The organism is Rouxiella badensis, from assembly GCF_002093665.1.
GTDB classification, from domain to species: Bacteria; Pseudomonadota; Gammaproteobacteria; order Enterobacterales; family Enterobacteriaceae; genus Rouxiella; species Rouxiella badensis.
Genome location: NZ_MRWE01000015.1, coordinates 1 through 16,435 on the forward strand (window position 1 = coordinate 1; position 16,435 = coordinate 16,435).

Here is a 16,435-nt window from a genome sequence, read left to right on the forward strand (position 1 = left end):
ACCCTACGTATAGTAATAATCTATTGCATGAATTTAAAGGCAAAGACCAAAGCGTTCAATTGATTAAAATAAATAAAGACGTTCTCCTTAACGGCGCGACATCCTTCTTGTTCAACAACGATAATCAGCATCAGACTATAGAAATTAATAGAAGCACATTAAAAGAAGAGAGTGACGACATCAAGGTATGGCAAGGTCATTCTGTGGATGATAAAAGAACTGCGGTTTTTTCTATAAAAAATAACAAAGTAAGTGGTTTTGTTAAATTAAGTGATCATTCAGCTTATGAAATTCATCCGATATCAGAAGAGTTACATGCGCTGGTAAGAATCGAGACGGCGGGCGGTGATGAAAATGAATTTGACTATATCCAAGATGATAGCGTTGAGCCCGGTTTATGGGAGCACGATGAGCAATCCAGTAATGAGATCGCCAAAATAAGAGTGTTGTATGCTTATACCAATCAGTCGCGCTATAAATTTGGCAATAGTCCTGAATTGTATGCAAGCACATTAAATACCTCATTAAATTCAAGTCACGTAAGAAGTAATTCATTAGCTAGATTTGATGTGGCAGGCACGCTTGACACTAATGTAACTGAGACTAACATGAATAGTCTGCTTTCTAATATGAAAAATAAAAACACGCCCTTGGGTGCTGGAATAGCTCAAAAGCAAAAAGAAACCCAGGCAGATCTGATTGTTTTAATATCCGAACTCGGCGGAGGGCTGGCTTATAGGTCCGGAATGCATAGCGTGGTCAGTGCTAATCAGGCAATATCCAATAATACACTAGCGCATGAAATCGGCCATAATTTTGGACTTAATCATGGTGAAAAAGAACAAGGCATAACTGCCTATGCTAATGGTTATCGTGTTGCAGGTAAATTTAGTACTATTATGTCAAAACGTACAACGGGTGGTACAGCAATCAATTTCTTCTCGAACCCACAGTTGAAATTTAATGGCGACCCTATAGGTACAGTGAGCAGTAATGATGCAGTGCGCCTGATCAATGAAAGACGCTTTATTGTCGCTAACAACTTTCCTGACTGGGAAAATAAACATCCCCTTAACACAGGAATTTTACCCCCTCGTCAATTTTTTGAAGTTGTCCTGAAAGATATAAACAAAAATGAAAAATTAGTGCTTGATAAAGTAATCAGTAATCCGGGGGAATATAGCTGGCCTTATGAGGTCTCTATCGCAGTGAATGACTTTTTCCCAGCAGAGATCATTAGGGCTGGAGAGTTTCTCAAAGGGAGAATATCACCTGTTGTTGGTTCTGGTTATCGAAACAGCATATGGTTGAACCTTGGTAAGAAAGATGCCTATCATCTTGAAGTGAATCGCAAAACATATGCTCTATATAATGGTGTGAAGTGGTCAGACACCAGTAATATTAGCGGTGGTGATGGCCTTCCCGCTCACTCAACGGCAACGGCGATAGTTAAAAGTAAGTCAACCGGCAAGGTTGTCGAGCAATTTACCTTCACAAATCAGGGTGCTGATTTAAACAGTTATGGATGGCCCAGTAAACTGGCAGAGGTAATTAACAATAAGAAATCAAGCTATTTACGTGCAGGCGAAATGAAAGAAAGTGGTGATATTGAAATTATTAATGGTAGCGGCTACCGTAATAAATTATGGTTACCATTAAATAAAAAAAATGACCTAATCGTTGAATTAGCCATCAGTACAAATCAATAACTCTTTTTGAGGGTAATACGATAATCAGAAAGAAAAGATAACCTTGCCTCACCAGGGGCGAATTAATCTCCAGCAGTCAATATCGGGTACTGCTGGAGATTAATATTTATCCTTAGCGGATATGTTGCTTACCTTTGCTTATTTAGTGATGCAGCATTTCGTCGACAATCTGTGCTGCATCCAAATTAAGGCGGTAATAAGTCGGCCAGTTGTCCATCTCTTCCAGAAGCGCCTGCTGTGAAATATTTCCGATGAACATATGGAAATGACTGGAGCGACGCGGTGCAATAATGTGATCGCTGAACTGAACGTATTTGGGTGCCTTGCTGGTAGCGTCGTGGCATTCAAACAGATAGCGCACACCTTTCTTACCGGATGGGTAAGTTAAAATCTTGTGCCCGGCATAATCATATTTACAGGACGCAACCTGTTTACCGCGATGAAACTCTATAACGCCGTCCTCAATGCCAATGGTATCAACGTGGGTCGCATAGCCTTTGCGGTAATAGGCCTTAACTTCTGCAGGCGTTTTACCCTTATCCTGTTCGGCCTTCTTTTGGAAAACTGGGTCAAGTTCCCCGCTTAGCAGATACGGATAAACGGATTGCCACAGCCCATCCCAATCCTTAAGTACTCTGTCTTTCACATTTTTATCTTTAAAAATACCCATAGCCGCTTGCTCTTCCCCCGCTGTCATGGGCGCACCGTGTGAATGATTGCCGTGAGCAAAAGCATGACCACTTGCGATGAGCATTCCCAGAAATACTGCAACTTTTTGAAATTTAACCACGAAGACTGAATCCTTATCAACTTTGTAATGTAGTTATGTTATAACGTAACAATAAGTTTTATTCAACTCTACGTGCCCTACTTCTTCTAACACGCTACCAGAAACGCCGTTGTTAACCGCCCGTCATTTTTCTTTCATATTATTGTGTTAGGACGAAGTCAGCGTGGCTTTATAAAAAATAAACAAAGGTTAAACAAAACCCTCTCTTCGATTTAGCGCTTTATATAAACATTAAAAATACAACAACTAAGGACTATAGTTATTCTCGGCACGGGCGCAGTGATGGGTGGATTCAGTATGGCCATCTCGACCACGTGTTTAACCTGAGTGTTAACTGATGGGATTATTTAACCCGGAGAAAATATGACATTTTTGAACATACTGATTTTGGCAGTCATTCAGGGGCTAGCCGAACTGTTGCCCGTATCCAGTTCGGCTCACGTCATTATGGCAGAGAAAATTCTGGGGCTTGATCCCAGCGCGCCTGACATGACGTTGCTGTTGGTTATGCTACACACGGGTACCATGTTCGCCGTTATCGTTCATTTCTGGAAATCCTGGCGCGATACGTACTTTAGCTCTGGCGCCGCCTTTAAACGTAACGCCCTGCACATCATTCTGGCTACTATGATGACCGGTGTTGTAGGGCTGACGTTGCAGCATATCATCAAGGTGTTTTACGCCGGCAATGCTTCTACCTTTGAAATCGAATCATTGTTTAGCAACAGCAAGCTGATTGCTTCGGGGCTTGTGGCTGCAGGCATACTGATCATTGTCTCTTCAAGAATCAAAGAAAGTCATGCCACAAACCTTTCCCCTTTTCAATCGTTAACCATTGGTATCGTTCAAGGTCTTTGCCTGCCTTTCCGTGGGTTCTCACGCTCAGGCGCAACAATTTCCACCGCATTATCCCTCGGTGTTGCGCGTAAAACGGCTGAAGAGTTCAGCTTTGCCTTGGCCGTTGTTTTGACGCCAGTTGTTATCATTAAAGAAGTCGTCCGTGTGTTCCACGATAATGCCGCAACTCATGCTTCATTGACCCTGTCTTCAATCCTCTTGCCAAGTTTGTTGGGAATGGTTTTCAGCTTTATTGCTGGTTTACTGGCACTGCGCTGGCTTGCGGGCTGGCTTGAGCACGGTAAATGGCATCTTTTTGGGGGTTACTGTATTTTTGCCGCCTGCGTTGTTCTCTGGATTGGTTAACAATCTCTGCTGCACTGCTTAAAACTCATCATCCTGGCTCCCTTTACGGGAGCCTGTCAGGAAACTCTGTTCACCCTGCCCTTATTCCTTTTTTTCATAAGCTTATCCTATGGCTTGTTTACAATAGTTTGTGTTGACTATTTCGCCATGATGAAGAGATTTCACTACATATCAATGGCTAACGCCTTGGCAACCTCTGTATAGTAATGTCGCCGTAATATTGTTTTATAAGTTTTAATTATTAAGAGAAGCGTATTTATGAAGAAATTGCTGTTGTCCGCTCTGATCGCCACCTCTGTCTTGATGCTGTCCGCTTGTAAACAAGGTGATGATAATAAAGTAAAAGTTGCCATCAATACCGGTCCCGATCAGGCAATTTGGCAGGAAGTGCAGAAAGTTGCCAAAGAGAAATATAATCTTGACGTTGAGGTCATTCCTTTCAACGACTATGTTCTGCCGAACGAATCTCTGAACAGCAAGGACGTTGATGCCAACGCCTTCCAAAGCCTGCCTTATCTCGAAGCGCAGTCTAAAGAGCGCGGCTATCACTTCGCTATCCTGACCAAAACCTTTATTTTCCCGATTGCGGCTTACTCGAAGAAAATTAAAAACGTTAAAGACCTGCCGGATGGCGCAACGGTGACTATCTCTAACGAAGCGACTACGCTGGGCCGCAGCCTGCTGCTGCTCCAGGCACAAGGTTTAATCAAGCTGAAAGCTGGCGTAGGCTACTTGCCAACGACGCTGGACATCATCGACAATCCGAAAAAACTGAATATTGTTGAGGTGGATACGCCGCAGCTGACGCGTACTCTGGACGATCCTAACGTCACTCTGTCTATCATCAACACCAACTTCTCCTCACAGGTGGGTCTGTCTCCACGCCGTAACGGCCTGTTTATGGAAGACGCGGCGTCTCCATATGTCAACGCACTGGTTTCTCGTGAAGACAACAAAGACAGCAAAAAAATGCAGGAACTGAAAGAAGCTTTCCAGACTCCAGAAGTCGCGGAAAAAGCCGAAGAAGTGTATAAAGGCGATGCCATCAAGGCCTGGTAATGACGCCTTGATGCATCATCCGGTAGTCAGGGCTTTGGCTCTGCTACCGGATTTTTTTGCCTATAAAACAGGCGTCGCTACGTGAATTCTGAAAAATCCTGGCCTCTATGAGGCACAGATTTTACTGAGCGTTGCCGCTAAACGCCCTATTACGGTTCATTTTCTGGTGAGGTTGAGCCTCGTAAGGCTTCCGCTATGAAAAATTTATTCAATACAGGATTGAAGGTTTAATTCGAGCGCAAATGAATAGATTTCTCAACGTGATCTGACATAAATTTGCCCTGGTTAATTAAATGTTTAATGAGGGAGAACATATGTTTTTAGAGGTAGTCAGGCAGCTTTCTCTTTTGGTATGCAGAAATGCTGTTCCAGATGGAAATGTGAATCAGTCAAATTTTGCCAGAAAAATGTTGAATATAGCCAATACCGTTTTGCAGCCCTGCACTGTATATGCCGCAAAGGAACATACACCCTCCCTACCTTGGCAATATGGTTTTTCCTATAGGGACTCTTCTGGTCTCAATAAGCAATATGTTTCAGGGGAGACCCGCCTCATAGAGGCAAAATATACGCCGTTTGAATCAGATATTATTAATCATTTAACCGGCAACAAGAGCCATGAAAAGGTGAAAATTAGAGTAACATCCAGCGCAGTTAAGGTTCCAATGGACGGAATGGATGGCAATACTTATCTGGTCAGAAGTGATTTCGTGCACTACAGAGGCCCGGGAGGTCAGGTAACAATACTGCCCAATGGAGACGTTGATACGTCTGATGATCAACATATGAAACGAAATATGCTGCCGGGTATGCAAAGAAAAGCCGGCGATTTTGCAGTTTATGAAATTCCTGAAGAAAAAATGTCCCAGAGAAAGCGTGGTGAATTTTCCTCTTTTTCCTTATTACGAGAATACTAAGGGTAATCACCTCTAATCGCTATCAAGCTTTTCATTATTAAGTACAGATCCTACGCTAAGTACGAATACCGTAGGTGAAGTTTCATCGCTTTATTTAAGGGCTATTGAATGTTGTAACTAATTAAAGGTTATAAAAGAGGCTCCATCAAGGAGCCTTCATCTTATGCCCTAAGTTCATAATAAATATCGAATTCATCCTCATGCGTTTTGATAAACCCATGATTGATGTAGAACCGGTTAGACCGACTTCCACGTAATGCACCCAACCGCAGAGGCAATGTGCGCTCTCTTGCCGTCTTGATGACCTGTTCGATAGCCGCTCTGCCCAGTTGATGATTTTGATAATCAGGATGAATGTACAAATGATCCAAATAGAGATGGTCCATTTTATCCGTGATGACAAAGAATCCCGCTAGACTGCCCTGACTTTCAATTTTGAAGGTGTTCATCGGCAAGAATGTATCAAGAAAACGGTTTCTGACTCGTTGTTCATCAAACCGCCCGACGGCTTCCAGGCTAGGCCTCATTGCTGCTGCCCGTATTTCAGCAAGCCGCTCTCCGTCCTCCTGCTCTGCCATTTTAAAATCCATATCAGCACCCTCACCCTATTTCGAATAACCTTCCTATAACAGTCTGATCATTATGGCAAGCGTGCCGACATTTGTCAGGCTAGCTTATTATTGGCTCCTGAGATCGTTACCCTTTTCATCCTCGGTTTCAGTCTCAATGAAAAATGAGTGAATGAGCATTCCCCTTGCTCTTTTAACTCCCTGAATAGAATCATTAAAAAAAACTTACAAAATTCTAACATCAATCAAACATAACTTCTCTGGCACTGATTACACTTATCTTTTACGGGGTGATTTTACGCAATCCCTCAATGCTTATCCTGCCCAGGAGTTTTCATGACTAAACAAAGACGTTCGGTTCCCGGCGTTCACCCCTATGACGGCCCGGCGGGCGGTTGGGGTGCACTGAAAGCCACGGCGATTGCGGTCCGCACTCAGATGGATAACCTGACCGCGCCAGCAACCTTGCTGCGCACCAACCAGCCGGACGGATTCGACTGCCCCGGCTGCGCATGGCCAGACAAAGAAAAAAACTCGACCTTCCAGTTCTGTGAAAACGGCGCCAAGGCGGTCACCTGGGAGGCCACCAGCAAACGCGTCACGCCAGAATTTTTGGCGGCAAACAACGTGACCTCGCTACTGCAGAAATCAGACTTCGAGCTTGAGGGCTACGGACGATTAACCCACCCGCTGGTTTATAATAAGGAAACGGATACGCTACAGCCGGTTGAATGGGAAACCGCCTTTAGCCGCATTGCAGAAATCTTGCAAAACGTTGACTCGCCCGATGAAGTTGAATTCTATACTTCCGGCCGCGCCTCAAATGAAGCCGCGTATTTGTTCCAGCTGTTTGCCCGCGAGTTTGGCACCAACAACTTCCCCGACTGTTCCAACATGTGTCATGAGGCCACCAGCGTCGGCCTGCCGCAGTCTATTGGTATCGGTAAAGGGACCGTTTCACTGGACGATTTCGATGACACCGAGCTCATTATCTCCATTGGCCACAACCCCGGCACCAACCATCCCCGTATGATGGGGACGCTGCACGAAGTTGCGCGCCGCAACGTCCCTATCATAGTCTTTAATCCGCTGCGTGAGCGCGCCCTGGAGCGTTTTGCCGATCCACAGAACGTCATCGAGATGGCAACCTACACCTCCACCAACATTGCTTCGACCTACTATCAGGTAAAAGCGGGCGGTGACGCAGCCGCGCTGAAAGGCATCATGAAAGCACTGCTCGAGCTGAACGCTTCTGAGGGTAACCTGCTGGACAACGATTTTATTGCCGAACATACCCAGGGATTCGAGGTGTTTGCCGCAGATATGGCCTCAACATCCTGGGATGATATCGAGAAAGAGTCCGGCCTGACACGCGAAAGTCTTACACAGGTTGCCACGCTCTATGCCAAATCAAAGGCCACGATCGTCACTTACGGCATGGGCGTGACTCAGCACAACAAAGGGACCGCCAACGTTCGCCTGATTGCCGATCTTCTGTTGTTACGCGGTAACTTCGGTAAACCGGGTGCGGGGATATGCCCTCTGCGCGGGCATTCGAACGTGCAGGGAAACCGTACGGTCGGCATTACTGAAAAACCGTCGGCCGCCTTCCTGGAAAATCTCGAGAAGGTGTTTGGCTTTGTGCCGCCGAAAGAGCATGGTCACGACGCAGTAAAAGCGATGGAAGCCATGGCCGAGGGTAGATCCAAAGCACTGATTTGTCTGGGCGGTAACTTTGCTGTCGCGTTGCCGGATCCTGAGAAATGTTTCCCGGCAATGAAAGCCTTAGACCTGAGCGTTCACGTGGGAACCAAACTCAACCGCTCGCATCTTCTGGTTGCTAAGGAAACCTATGTGTTCCCCTGCTTGGGTCGTACCGAATTGGACCTACAGGCCAGTGGTCGCCAGGCGATTACCGTCGAGGACTCGATGTCAATGGTCCATGCCTCCTCGGGTAAGTTGAAACCCGCTTCAGAGTTTTTACTTTCTGAGCCGGATATCGTCGGTCGTATGGCGAAGGCAACAATCCCTCATACCAAGGTGCCTTGGATGGAGCTGGTTGCCGACTACAGCATAATTCGAGACCTGATTGAGAAAACTATTCCGGGCTTTGATAAATACAATGAGCGGATAGCTATCCCCGGTGGATTCCGTATGCCGCTGCCGCCTACCGAGCGTAAATGGCCTACCCCGACCGGCAAGGCGATATTCTCGGTGTTCGACGGCGTTACCGAAGATCTGGTCGTTGAAGGAGAAGACGTGTTGCGCATGATTACCCTACGCAGTCATGACCAATACAACACCACGATATATGCGCTCGACGACCGTTATCGCGGCGTGTTTGGCCGTCGCGATATTCTGTTTATGAGCGACACCGACCTTGAGAAGCGCGGGCTGGAGCACGGTGACCTGGTGGATATCGAAACCGCAGTACAAGGCAGTAAGCTGCGTCTGGAGAACATTACGGTGATCGCCTATAACATCTCGGAAGGTTCAGTGGGGGCCTATTATCCTGAGGCCAATGTATTGATCCCGCTTGACTATATCGATAAGGAAAGCGGCACGCCTTCCTATAAGTCCTTACCTGTCAGAGTCGTTAAACACGCGGTTACCGCTTAATTTCCTCCTCATCAAAATGCCGCTACTTGGCGGCATTTTCTCCCCCTTTTTTATTAGAATCCACATAACAATAGCCATTTTAAGCATTTGTAGTTAATGCGTGAGCAGATAATAATCCTTTGATTAGCAAACGTTAATTCATTGGAGAAATCATGGGCGATGTCATGATTAATGTCAGCGGGCTTAACAAAAGTTTTCATCAATTCGCCGCACTGTCAGACGTTAATTTCACCATTAAGCGCAGCGAAGTGGTATCTGTTATTGGGCCTTCCGGATCCGGTAAATCGACGCTTCTGCGTTCATTAAATCTGTTGGTAAAACCAGACAGCGGAATTATTCAGATTGGCGGCCAGCAAATAAATGCCGACGCACTGCATCACCGTCAAATTGCCGACTTCCGTCGTCAGACCTCGATGGTATTTCAACACTACAACCTGTTTAAAAATAAGACCGCGCTGGAGAACATCACCGAAGTGTTGATTTGTACCCAGCGTCTGCCTAAGTCTCAGGCACGCGAGCGTGGCATGGCGTTGCTCTCACAGGTGGGACTGGCCCACAAGGCCGATGCCTACCCTTCTACGCTCTCCGGCGGGCAGCAACAGCGCGTTGGCATTGCCAGAGCGTTGAGCGTCAATCCTCAGGTGATTCTGTTTGACGAGCCAACCTCTTCTCTTGACCCGGAAATGCGACGCGAAATTCTTAACCTGATTGCTGGTCTGGCAGACAAAAATCTAACCATGATGATTGTGACCCACGAGATGAGTTTTGCGCGCGACGTGTCTGACCGCATCTTCTTTATGGAGCAAGGAAAGATTATCGAACAGGGCAAGCCGAGCCAGATACTCAGCGCACCGCTCGAGAATCGTACCCGCACTTTCCTGCATGACTTCGCATGACTTTATTCTTCGCCAACGGAACGCCACACCATGAATTTTGACGTCAAATATATGCTGAGCATTATTCCCCATATCCTCAGCTATCTTCCCGTTACCCTGCTTATTTCCTTACTGTCTATTTTACTCGCCACCGCGTTGGGGATCATTTTTGCCCTGCTACTGCGCGCGGGTAAAGGTGCCGCAGGCTTTGCACATCTGTATATCTCCTTCTTTCGCGGTACTCCGGTGTTAGTGCAGTTGTTAATTATCTATTTTGGCTTACCGCAGATATTTCCCGCCCTTAACTCCATGAGCGCGATGAATGCGGTGATCCTCGGGCTTAGCCTGAATACTTCCGCTTATCTGGCCGAAATTTTCCGTGCCGCGATTGATTCCGTTGATAAAGGTCAGCTTGAAGCGTCGCTTGCCTCAGGCCTTAGCCTATTCCAAGCCTCATGGCGCATCTTGTTACCTCAGGCCTGCCGTAACGCCATTCCCGCCACCGGCAACGTCTATATTGGCTTGATCAAGAACTCCTCGCTGGCCTTCACCTTAGGCGTAAGCGAACTGCTGGCTGCAGGAAAGCTTGCCGCCACCGAATCACTTAAATACTTCGAGGCCTATTTTGCAGTCGGCCTTATCTACTGGGGATTGACCATTATTCTTAGCGAATTACAGCGTCGTCTCGAAAAACAAATTAATAAACCTTACGTCAACTAATAAAAGGGACCCACCATGAGGCTGTTAACACTGGCGCTGCTTGCCTGCTCGATCCTGACGCTGAACGGATGCGATAAGTCCTCCGGCCAGGCCGATGACCCACCCGTGCTGCGTGTAGGCACCTCGCCAGACGGATACCCGCATTACTTTATCGAGAATGGGATCGCGAAAGGCTTTAGCGTTGATATTCTCAACGCCGTCGCCGATAAGATTCACTATAAAATTCAGTGGGTCACTTCTGACTGGGTCGGCGTGCTCGGTTCACTTGAGACCGGCAAGGTAGACACCGTGGGCAACTTTGCCGATACCCCAGAGCGTCGTCAGAAATATGACTTTAGCGTGCCGTATTATTACAGCGCAGCGCAGTTGGCGGTCAGCAAAAATAACCAGAGCATCCACGGGCTTGAGGACATGAAAGGCAGAACTGTTGCCGCCGATCTCGGATCCAATTATGCCAAAGTATTGAAAGAGTTTGATCCGCAAAACCAGATAAATCTGGTGACCTTCGAGGGGCAAGACGTGATTTTCAACGCCGTTGCACAGGGTAAGGTTGACGCTTACGTGTCCGGACAGGTGATTTTACTCGGGCAAATCAAGCACAAGCATTTGCCGCTCAAGGTGGTGGGTGCGCCCTTTGGTGTGAAACAGGTGGCATTGCCTTTCAAAAAGAACGCGCGCGGTGAAGACTTGCGTAAAAAGGTCAATCTCGCACTCGAGCAGCTGCGCGCTGACGGTACGTTAAAGAAGATATCCGAGAAGTGGTTTGACACCGACTTGAGTATTAACCCTACCGCTACTCCATCAACCCAGACTGTGACGCCGGTAAAAGGATAATCCTCATGTCTTCAATGCATCTCGCGCTGTTTCTCGACCCTACCGGCTGCCACTATTCCGGCTGGCGTATTCCCGCAGCGAATCCCGTTCCGGCCGCCTCAGAATGGTCGGTACTTAAGGCCTTGACCCTCAAGGCCGAGGCCGCCAAGTTTGATATGGTATTTATGGCTGACAAACTGTCGATTGACGATATCTACAACGACAGTTTTAACGATGCGGTGCAGTACCGTATTACCGAGCGGCCAGAGCCATTTTCCGTGCTGTCTGCGCTTGGCGCGGTGACGGAGAAAATTGGCCTGGCGGGCACGGTATCCAGCTCCTTTATTCAGCCGTTTGCCGCCGCAAGAACCTTGGCCACGCTGGACCACTTAACGGGCGGTCGCGCGGCCTGGAACGTGGTGACCTCAACCAGTGACGCCGAGGCGCGCAATTTTGGGCAAACGCTGCTGAGCCACGAGCAACGCTATCTCAAGGCCGAAGCCTTCATTCACGCCGTCCGCACGCTGTGGGATACCTGGGACGATAATGCCATCCTCGCCGATCGAAAAAGTGGCGTGTATGCAGACGGGTCCCGTATTCGCTATGCCGATATTGATAACGACTGGTTCAAGGTGAAAGGTCCGCTTAACGTACCACGCTCGCCGCAGGGGCATCCGGTGACCATTCAGGCAGGCGGGTCGGGGCCATTTACCGCCCTTGCCGCACGCGAGGCAGACGCCATCTTTGCCGCCGAGAAATCCGACCTTGCCTCTGCCCAGAAATACTATGCCGACCTTAAGTCACGAGTAGTTGAACACGGACGCGCCGCAGACAGCCTGAAGGTATTACCGGGTTTACAGCCCATCGTAGGCGATACCCAGAAGGAAGCGGATGAGATTCTGGCCGAGCTGACCCAGCTGCATCATCCCCTTGCCACGCTCACTCACTTGTCAAACACCATGAACTATGACTGGGGCCAGCATCATCTCGACGATTTGGTGCCGGACATCGCCGCCCTGCTTGGTCGCCGTGAACGCTTTGAACCGATGCTTAATCACGCCCGCAATAATGGCATGACGCTGCGAGATTTCGCCAAATGGGTCGCGCGCTCGGGTTTTATTGTTGCAGGCACCGCCGATTCTCTGGCCGAGCGTATGACGACCTGGTACCGCGAACGGGCGGTAGACGGCTTTGTCATCATGCCGCCGTTTGTGCCCGCCGCGTCGGACGCGTTCTTCAGCAAAGTGGTTCCCCTGCTTCAGGAAAGAGGCGTGTTTCGCAGAGAATACACCGCCGATACCCTGCGCGGACACTTAGGGCTTGAGCGTCCTACGCCTCGGGTAAATCGATAATAACCCGTGTGCCAAAGCTGCCGCGCTCCACGGTTTATGGAACCGGCGTCATTAATGCAAAAAGCCTTACAGGAGAATGACCTGTGGAGAGCTTCTCATATCGCACAGGCGACAGAAATTCTGTATAAAAATATCCCTGACTCGGTGAGCCGCCAACATCTGCTCAGCGCGCTGAATGCCAGATCCTGGGATTACGCTCGCGGATGACGTATTGCTCAAGGAACAGCAGATTGAGGCCACCGATCTGTTTAAGGCGGATTTTTTAGAAAAAATTATCTATTTTCACTAAGGACAACCTGTGAAAGCACTGTTTAAAAAAGCCCTGTTAGCGGCGCTGCTGGCGACCTCCGTGTCCGCGCAGGCTGAAGACCTCCAGCTGCGCATCGCCTATCTGCGCGGCCCTACCGATCTCGCGCTGGCTAAAGAAAACGGCAGCCTCGACCGTGCGCTCGCCAAAGAGCATGTAAAAGTTAAATGGCTTGGCCCCTTTGCAGCGGCGGCTCCCGCCTATGAGGCCTTGAATGCAGGTGCACTCGACGTGACGACCGGCAGCTCTACCGCCTTTGTGACCGCCATAGCCGCCGGTTCACCTCTCATGTTCTTCGCCTACCAGGCCATGCCCGCAGACGGTGAAGGGATTGTGGTTCGCGATGACTCGCCGATTAAGACAATCCAGGACCTGAAAGGAAAAAAGGTGGCGGTCAATAAAGGCGGCACCGGGGAATATCTGCTCTCGCGCGCGCTGCAAACGGCGGGCATCCCGGAGAACGCAGTGCAGAAGGAGTATCTCAGCCCGGCAGATACCGGCACCGCCTTCGTGGGAGGACACGTCGATGCCTGGGCAATCTGGGACCCGTACCTGACGCTGGCGCGCAAGGACTATCAGGGGCGATTGCTGATCAACGGACATAATTTAGGATCGGAAAACGCCGCCGGGTATTTCGTCAGCCAGGCCTTTTATCAGCAGCATCCGCAGGTCATTAAAACGGTTTATGCCGTATTGCAGCAGCAGAATGCCTGGGCAAAAGCGCATCCTCACGAGGCAGGCGCAATTTGGGCGCAGCAGATGGGGCCGATTGGAAAAGGATTGGGTGACGGACTGGGCGAGGTTAATACCGTGCCCGTCACGCCGATAGGCGACATCGAGAAGCAGCATATCCGCAATATCGCACAGTGGTATCTTAAACAGGGGCTTATCAAACAAATCCCTGATATTGATGCACACGTGATTGATATTACGCGTTAGTCCCTTTTGCTCCCGCCTCCCTTTTACGCTGACAGGGGCGTGAAATGGCGGCAATAAAAAAGGATTCAAAATAAAGACACGAATATCCTTACTTTTGAACCCTCAATAATTGCTATCGTCATGTCATTATCTGAACGTTAATGATTTTAAGGTGACTCTCTAAGGCTACTGAGGGTGTCAGTACCGCTGCCAAAAAGAGTTAACCGCAGAAATGCGCAGAGATAAAACAATATTTTGAGCTTTGAATAGCGAGATTAGCGATATTGCCTCGCCCACCTAATAAGCTGCCGGGAGCAAGTGTTGGCGCATCTTACGAGTGACTGCCACCAGCTGATGCAAACCCGATTCAACCTCTGCGGCAGCTGACTCTTCCGGGAAACGCATCAGGGCCAACAGCAGCGTATTTTCCTCATCCGCCGCTAATGTCACCGGGCTGGCATAATTTAACTGGAGTGCACGATGCAGGATTGCCACGTCCGTAGGAAGCGCGCCCACCGGGCAACACATTTCCAGCGTTTCACCCGACTCGTTAAAATACACGGTCAGATCGTTATCAATCACCAAAGCCGGGTCGTCGCCGTCAATCTCCAGCCCAAGCGCGTCATAAAGACGGTATATAATATTTAGCATCTTCGGTATCACCCTTAAACGAGTTTTGACAGGCCTTGGGTCTCTTTCCAAACCTGGTGGTCACCGACTCGCGCATCGTAGGACAAATTGATAGCGCTGAGCGGGATGTTTTTTAACACTTTATTGCCCGAGGCGCTGGTGTTCTGCGCCTGAATCTCATGATTACCGCCACCGATCAGCACCTGCTGAAAGATCTTTTTGTTATTCGCGTCGAGAGGTTTTCCCGGTTGACTCAACGGTTGTCCCTGATGATGGCTTATCGCCTCGCGTTTTATTTCAGCGTCCAGCATACCGGTTCTGTCCTTACCGCTCTTGCAGTTCCAGCAGGGTACGGCACCAATTTCATACGCCAGCATCGCGATACGCTGCGGCGCTTTATAAGGTTCACCGCTATCACGATGGTGCGCGTTATTGGCCATGATCTGCTGAAGCTGCTGGGTCAGTTCAAGCACTTTTGCGGCATTTGCAGGATTGCTTTTAAGGTACGCGCCCACCATGCCGCCCGGCGGCGCACCGGTTTTTGCATTACCGCCTATCAACTGCTCAAGCGCCTTAGCATTGTGTTTATCTGATGCAGACCAGCCCATACCAAACTTGAGGGCTAACTCGTTAACGCCGAAGTTGAACGCCGCCACCCCCAGATTGACTTTTACTTCCTGCAGCTTGCCATTTTCCCCGCGAATGGAAAGACTGACCGGTGACGTTTTACTTAACGCCTGCCAGGCATTCATTTGGTCATCCAGCATAGTGTCTTCGTGTATTATCTTCGTCGCCGTCACCAACGCGGTGGAGACAATTTGCAGAGGCACCGTTTGCCCCGCCAGTGCACTTTTCAGTAACTCAGGTTTAGCGTAAAGGGCCGCCGTTGCGACCTCTTTTGCCCGCGCGAGTGCCCCGGCCTGACGCGTAGGATCGGATTTTTTCATCCCGAAAGGGGAAAGAATGGCGTGCCGCAGCCCTTTGAACAACGTCACCGGCTTTCCCTCTTTGTCGGGGACCGAGATTTCGGAAGACCAGAGATTGACCGCGTGCTTCGCCTCGGAGGTCGATGAGCTACAGACGCCTTTTCCCGCATAACTTTGCACAAAGATATCATCGGCGCCTAATTTCATATTCGACGCGGGCACCAGCGTGCAGGCGTAATGAGATTGATTGTGTGAGACCGTATTATTAAGCGTATTCCACGCCTTGTCATTGCGCAGTTGTGTTCCAGCTTGCGCAAACTGATGCCGAATAATTTTCACCGATTCCTTTAGAGAAATTTTATTTTTACTCGCGTGCTTTACGGCAATGTGCTTAATTAAATGGCCACTGAGTTTCTTGATGCTACTTCTTTCCTGCTTAGTCGAGGCTCTTTCTGCATTATCCGAAGTGTTTAACAGCACGGGCAGAGATAACAAACCGCGCTTGTCCAGTTTTAAATTATCCATAACAAACTCCGCACTATTCAGCTTGCCCTGTTCTATTTCTTTTAATGCGCCAAATGAACGGGCAGCACCTTGAGGTATCTCTCCCCCCGGTGCTTTTTCTGGTCCTTTTTGCTCATCCTTAGGCGGTGATTTTTCATATTTCACCAACATCAGCGTCGCTGACTTTGCACCCGCATCCGGCTGTAGAGCCTCAAGGCTATAAGAACGAACAGGAAAGTGGATTGAGGACAACATCAGGGTACTTCCTTGTAATAAAAAGAGCCGGTCGCATCAGTGCGACGACGGTATCAATACGGATCATCATAAAGCCTGGGGGAAATGCTTCTATCGAAATTCAGCAGAAAATTACGGATTTAGAACATCAGGTCGGCATCTAAAAACAGGGCTAAATAACGACTCAAAATACGGGGATTATGGCTAAGTCATTTCCCTTCATTATTAAGCAACTAAAGTGATTTTACATCGCACTTCCCCTCCCTTAATAATCGTTCCGCAATGCTTTC

At 48.6% G+C, this 16,435-nt stretch carries 15 protein-coding genes; 11 read left to right on the top strand and 4 right to left on the bottom strand.

Going from position 1 to position 16,435, the window contains the following annotated elements; all coding sequences use genetic code 11:
* The coding region (locus BS640_RS10535; protein ID WP_241528195.1) for a reprolysin-like metallopeptidase at positions 1 to 1,709 on the top strand (1,709 nt) is incomplete at its 5' end.
* A 142-nt stretch (positions 1,710 to 1,851) separates the two neighbouring features.
* Here the strand turns inward: BS640_RS10535 and zinT are convergent.
* A complete protein-coding gene (gene zinT / locus BS640_RS10540) occupies positions 1,852 to 2,499 on the bottom strand; it encodes a metal-binding protein ZinT (RefSeq protein ID WP_084912529.1) in 648 nt (215 codons plus the stop codon).
* Between the two features lie 363 nt (positions 2,500 to 2,862).
* Between zinT and BS640_RS10545 the strand changes: the two genes are divergently transcribed.
* The 3 genes from BS640_RS10545 (at position 2,863) to BS640_RS10555 (ending at position 5,678) form a co-directional block, all read left to right on the top strand.
* On the top strand, positions 2,863 to 3,702 hold the full coding sequence (locus BS640_RS10545; protein WP_017491780.1) for an undecaprenyl-diphosphate phosphatase: 840 nt from the start codon (positions 2,863 to 2,865) through the stop codon (positions 3,700 to 3,702).
* A gap of 258 nt (positions 3,703 to 3,960) precedes the next feature.
* Positions 3,961 to 4,761 carry a MetQ/NlpA family ABC transporter substrate-binding protein gene (locus tag BS640_RS10550; protein WP_017491779.1) on the top strand — a complete coding sequence of 267 codons (801 nt, stop codon included), beginning with the start codon at positions 3,961 to 3,963 and terminating at the stop codon, positions 4,759 to 4,761.
* Positions 4,762 to 5,075: 314 nt separating this feature from the next.
* Positions 5,076 to 5,678 (top strand): hypothetical protein, encoded by a 603-nt coding sequence (locus tag BS640_RS10555; RefSeq protein WP_017491778.1) that lies wholly within the window; start codon positions 5,076 to 5,078, stop codon positions 5,676 to 5,678.
* Between the two features lie 161 nt (positions 5,679 to 5,839).
* On the opposite strand, the gene BS640_RS10560 is transcribed toward BS640_RS10555, so the two are convergent.
* Positions 5,840 to 6,268, bottom strand: coding sequence for a GNAT family N-acetyltransferase (locus tag BS640_RS10560; RefSeq protein WP_084912530.1), 429 nt, complete (start codon positions 6,266 to 6,268; stop codon positions 5,840 to 5,842).
* A 315-nt stretch (positions 6,269 to 6,583) separates the two neighbouring features.
* Here BS640_RS10560 and BS640_RS10565 point away from each other — a divergent pair, with 315 nt between their 5' ends.
* From BS640_RS10565 to BS640_RS10590, 7 genes are all read left to right on the top strand, one after another.
* Positions 6,584 to 8,866, top strand: coding sequence for an FdhF/YdeP family oxidoreductase (locus tag BS640_RS10565; protein WP_084912531.1), 2,283 nt, complete (start codon positions 6,584 to 6,586; stop codon positions 8,864 to 8,866).
* Between the two features lie 164 nt (positions 8,867 to 9,030).
* The gene (locus BS640_RS10570) at positions 9,031 to 9,762 is read left to right on the top strand and encodes an amino acid ABC transporter ATP-binding protein (RefSeq protein WP_026110514.1); all 732 of its coding nucleotides are present in this window, start codon (positions 9,031 to 9,033) and stop codon (positions 9,760 to 9,762) included.
* Positions 9,763 to 9,792: 30 nt separating this feature from the next.
* On the top strand, positions 9,793 to 10,461 hold the full coding sequence (locus BS640_RS10575; protein WP_017491775.1) for an amino acid ABC transporter permease: 669 nt from the start codon (positions 9,793 to 9,795) through the stop codon (positions 10,459 to 10,461).
* Between the two features lie 15 nt (positions 10,462 to 10,476).
* The gene (locus BS640_RS10580; RefSeq protein WP_017491774.1) at positions 10,477 to 11,295 is read left to right on the top strand and encodes an amino acid ABC transporter substrate-binding protein; all 819 of its coding nucleotides are present in this window, start codon (positions 10,477 to 10,479) and stop codon (positions 11,293 to 11,295) included.
* A gap of 5 nt (positions 11,296 to 11,300) precedes the next feature.
* Entirely contained in the window at positions 11,301 to 12,626 is a 1,326-nt protein-coding gene (locus tag BS640_RS10585) for an NtaA/DmoA family FMN-dependent monooxygenase (protein ID WP_017491773.1), read from the top strand.
* A gap of 54 nt (positions 12,627 to 12,680) precedes the next feature.
* Positions 12,681 to 12,833 (top strand): hypothetical protein, encoded by a 153-nt coding sequence (locus tag BS640_RS22060; protein WP_157388717.1) that lies wholly within the window; start codon positions 12,681 to 12,683, stop codon positions 12,831 to 12,833.
* A 91-nt stretch (positions 12,834 to 12,924) separates the two neighbouring features.
* The gene (locus BS640_RS10590; RefSeq protein ID WP_017491771.1) at positions 12,925 to 13,872 is read left to right on the top strand and encodes an aliphatic sulfonate ABC transporter substrate-binding protein; all 948 of its coding nucleotides are present in this window, start codon (positions 12,925 to 12,927) and stop codon (positions 13,870 to 13,872) included.
* 276 nt (positions 13,873 to 14,148) lie between these two features.
* Here BS640_RS10590 and BS640_RS10595 read toward each other — a convergent pair whose 3' ends face one another.
* Positions 14,149 to 14,502, bottom strand: coding sequence for a type III secretion system chaperone family protein (locus BS640_RS10595; protein ID WP_017491770.1), 354 nt, complete (start codon positions 14,500 to 14,502; stop codon positions 14,149 to 14,151).
* Between the two features lie 14 nt (positions 14,503 to 14,516).
* Positions 14,517 to 16,166: an inositol phosphate phosphatase SopB gene (locus tag BS640_RS10600; protein ID WP_084912532.1), complete on the bottom strand. Its 1,650-nt coding sequence runs from the start codon at positions 16,164 to 16,166 to the stop codon at positions 14,517 to 14,519.
* Between the last annotated feature and the right edge of the window lie 269 nt (positions 16,167 to 16,435).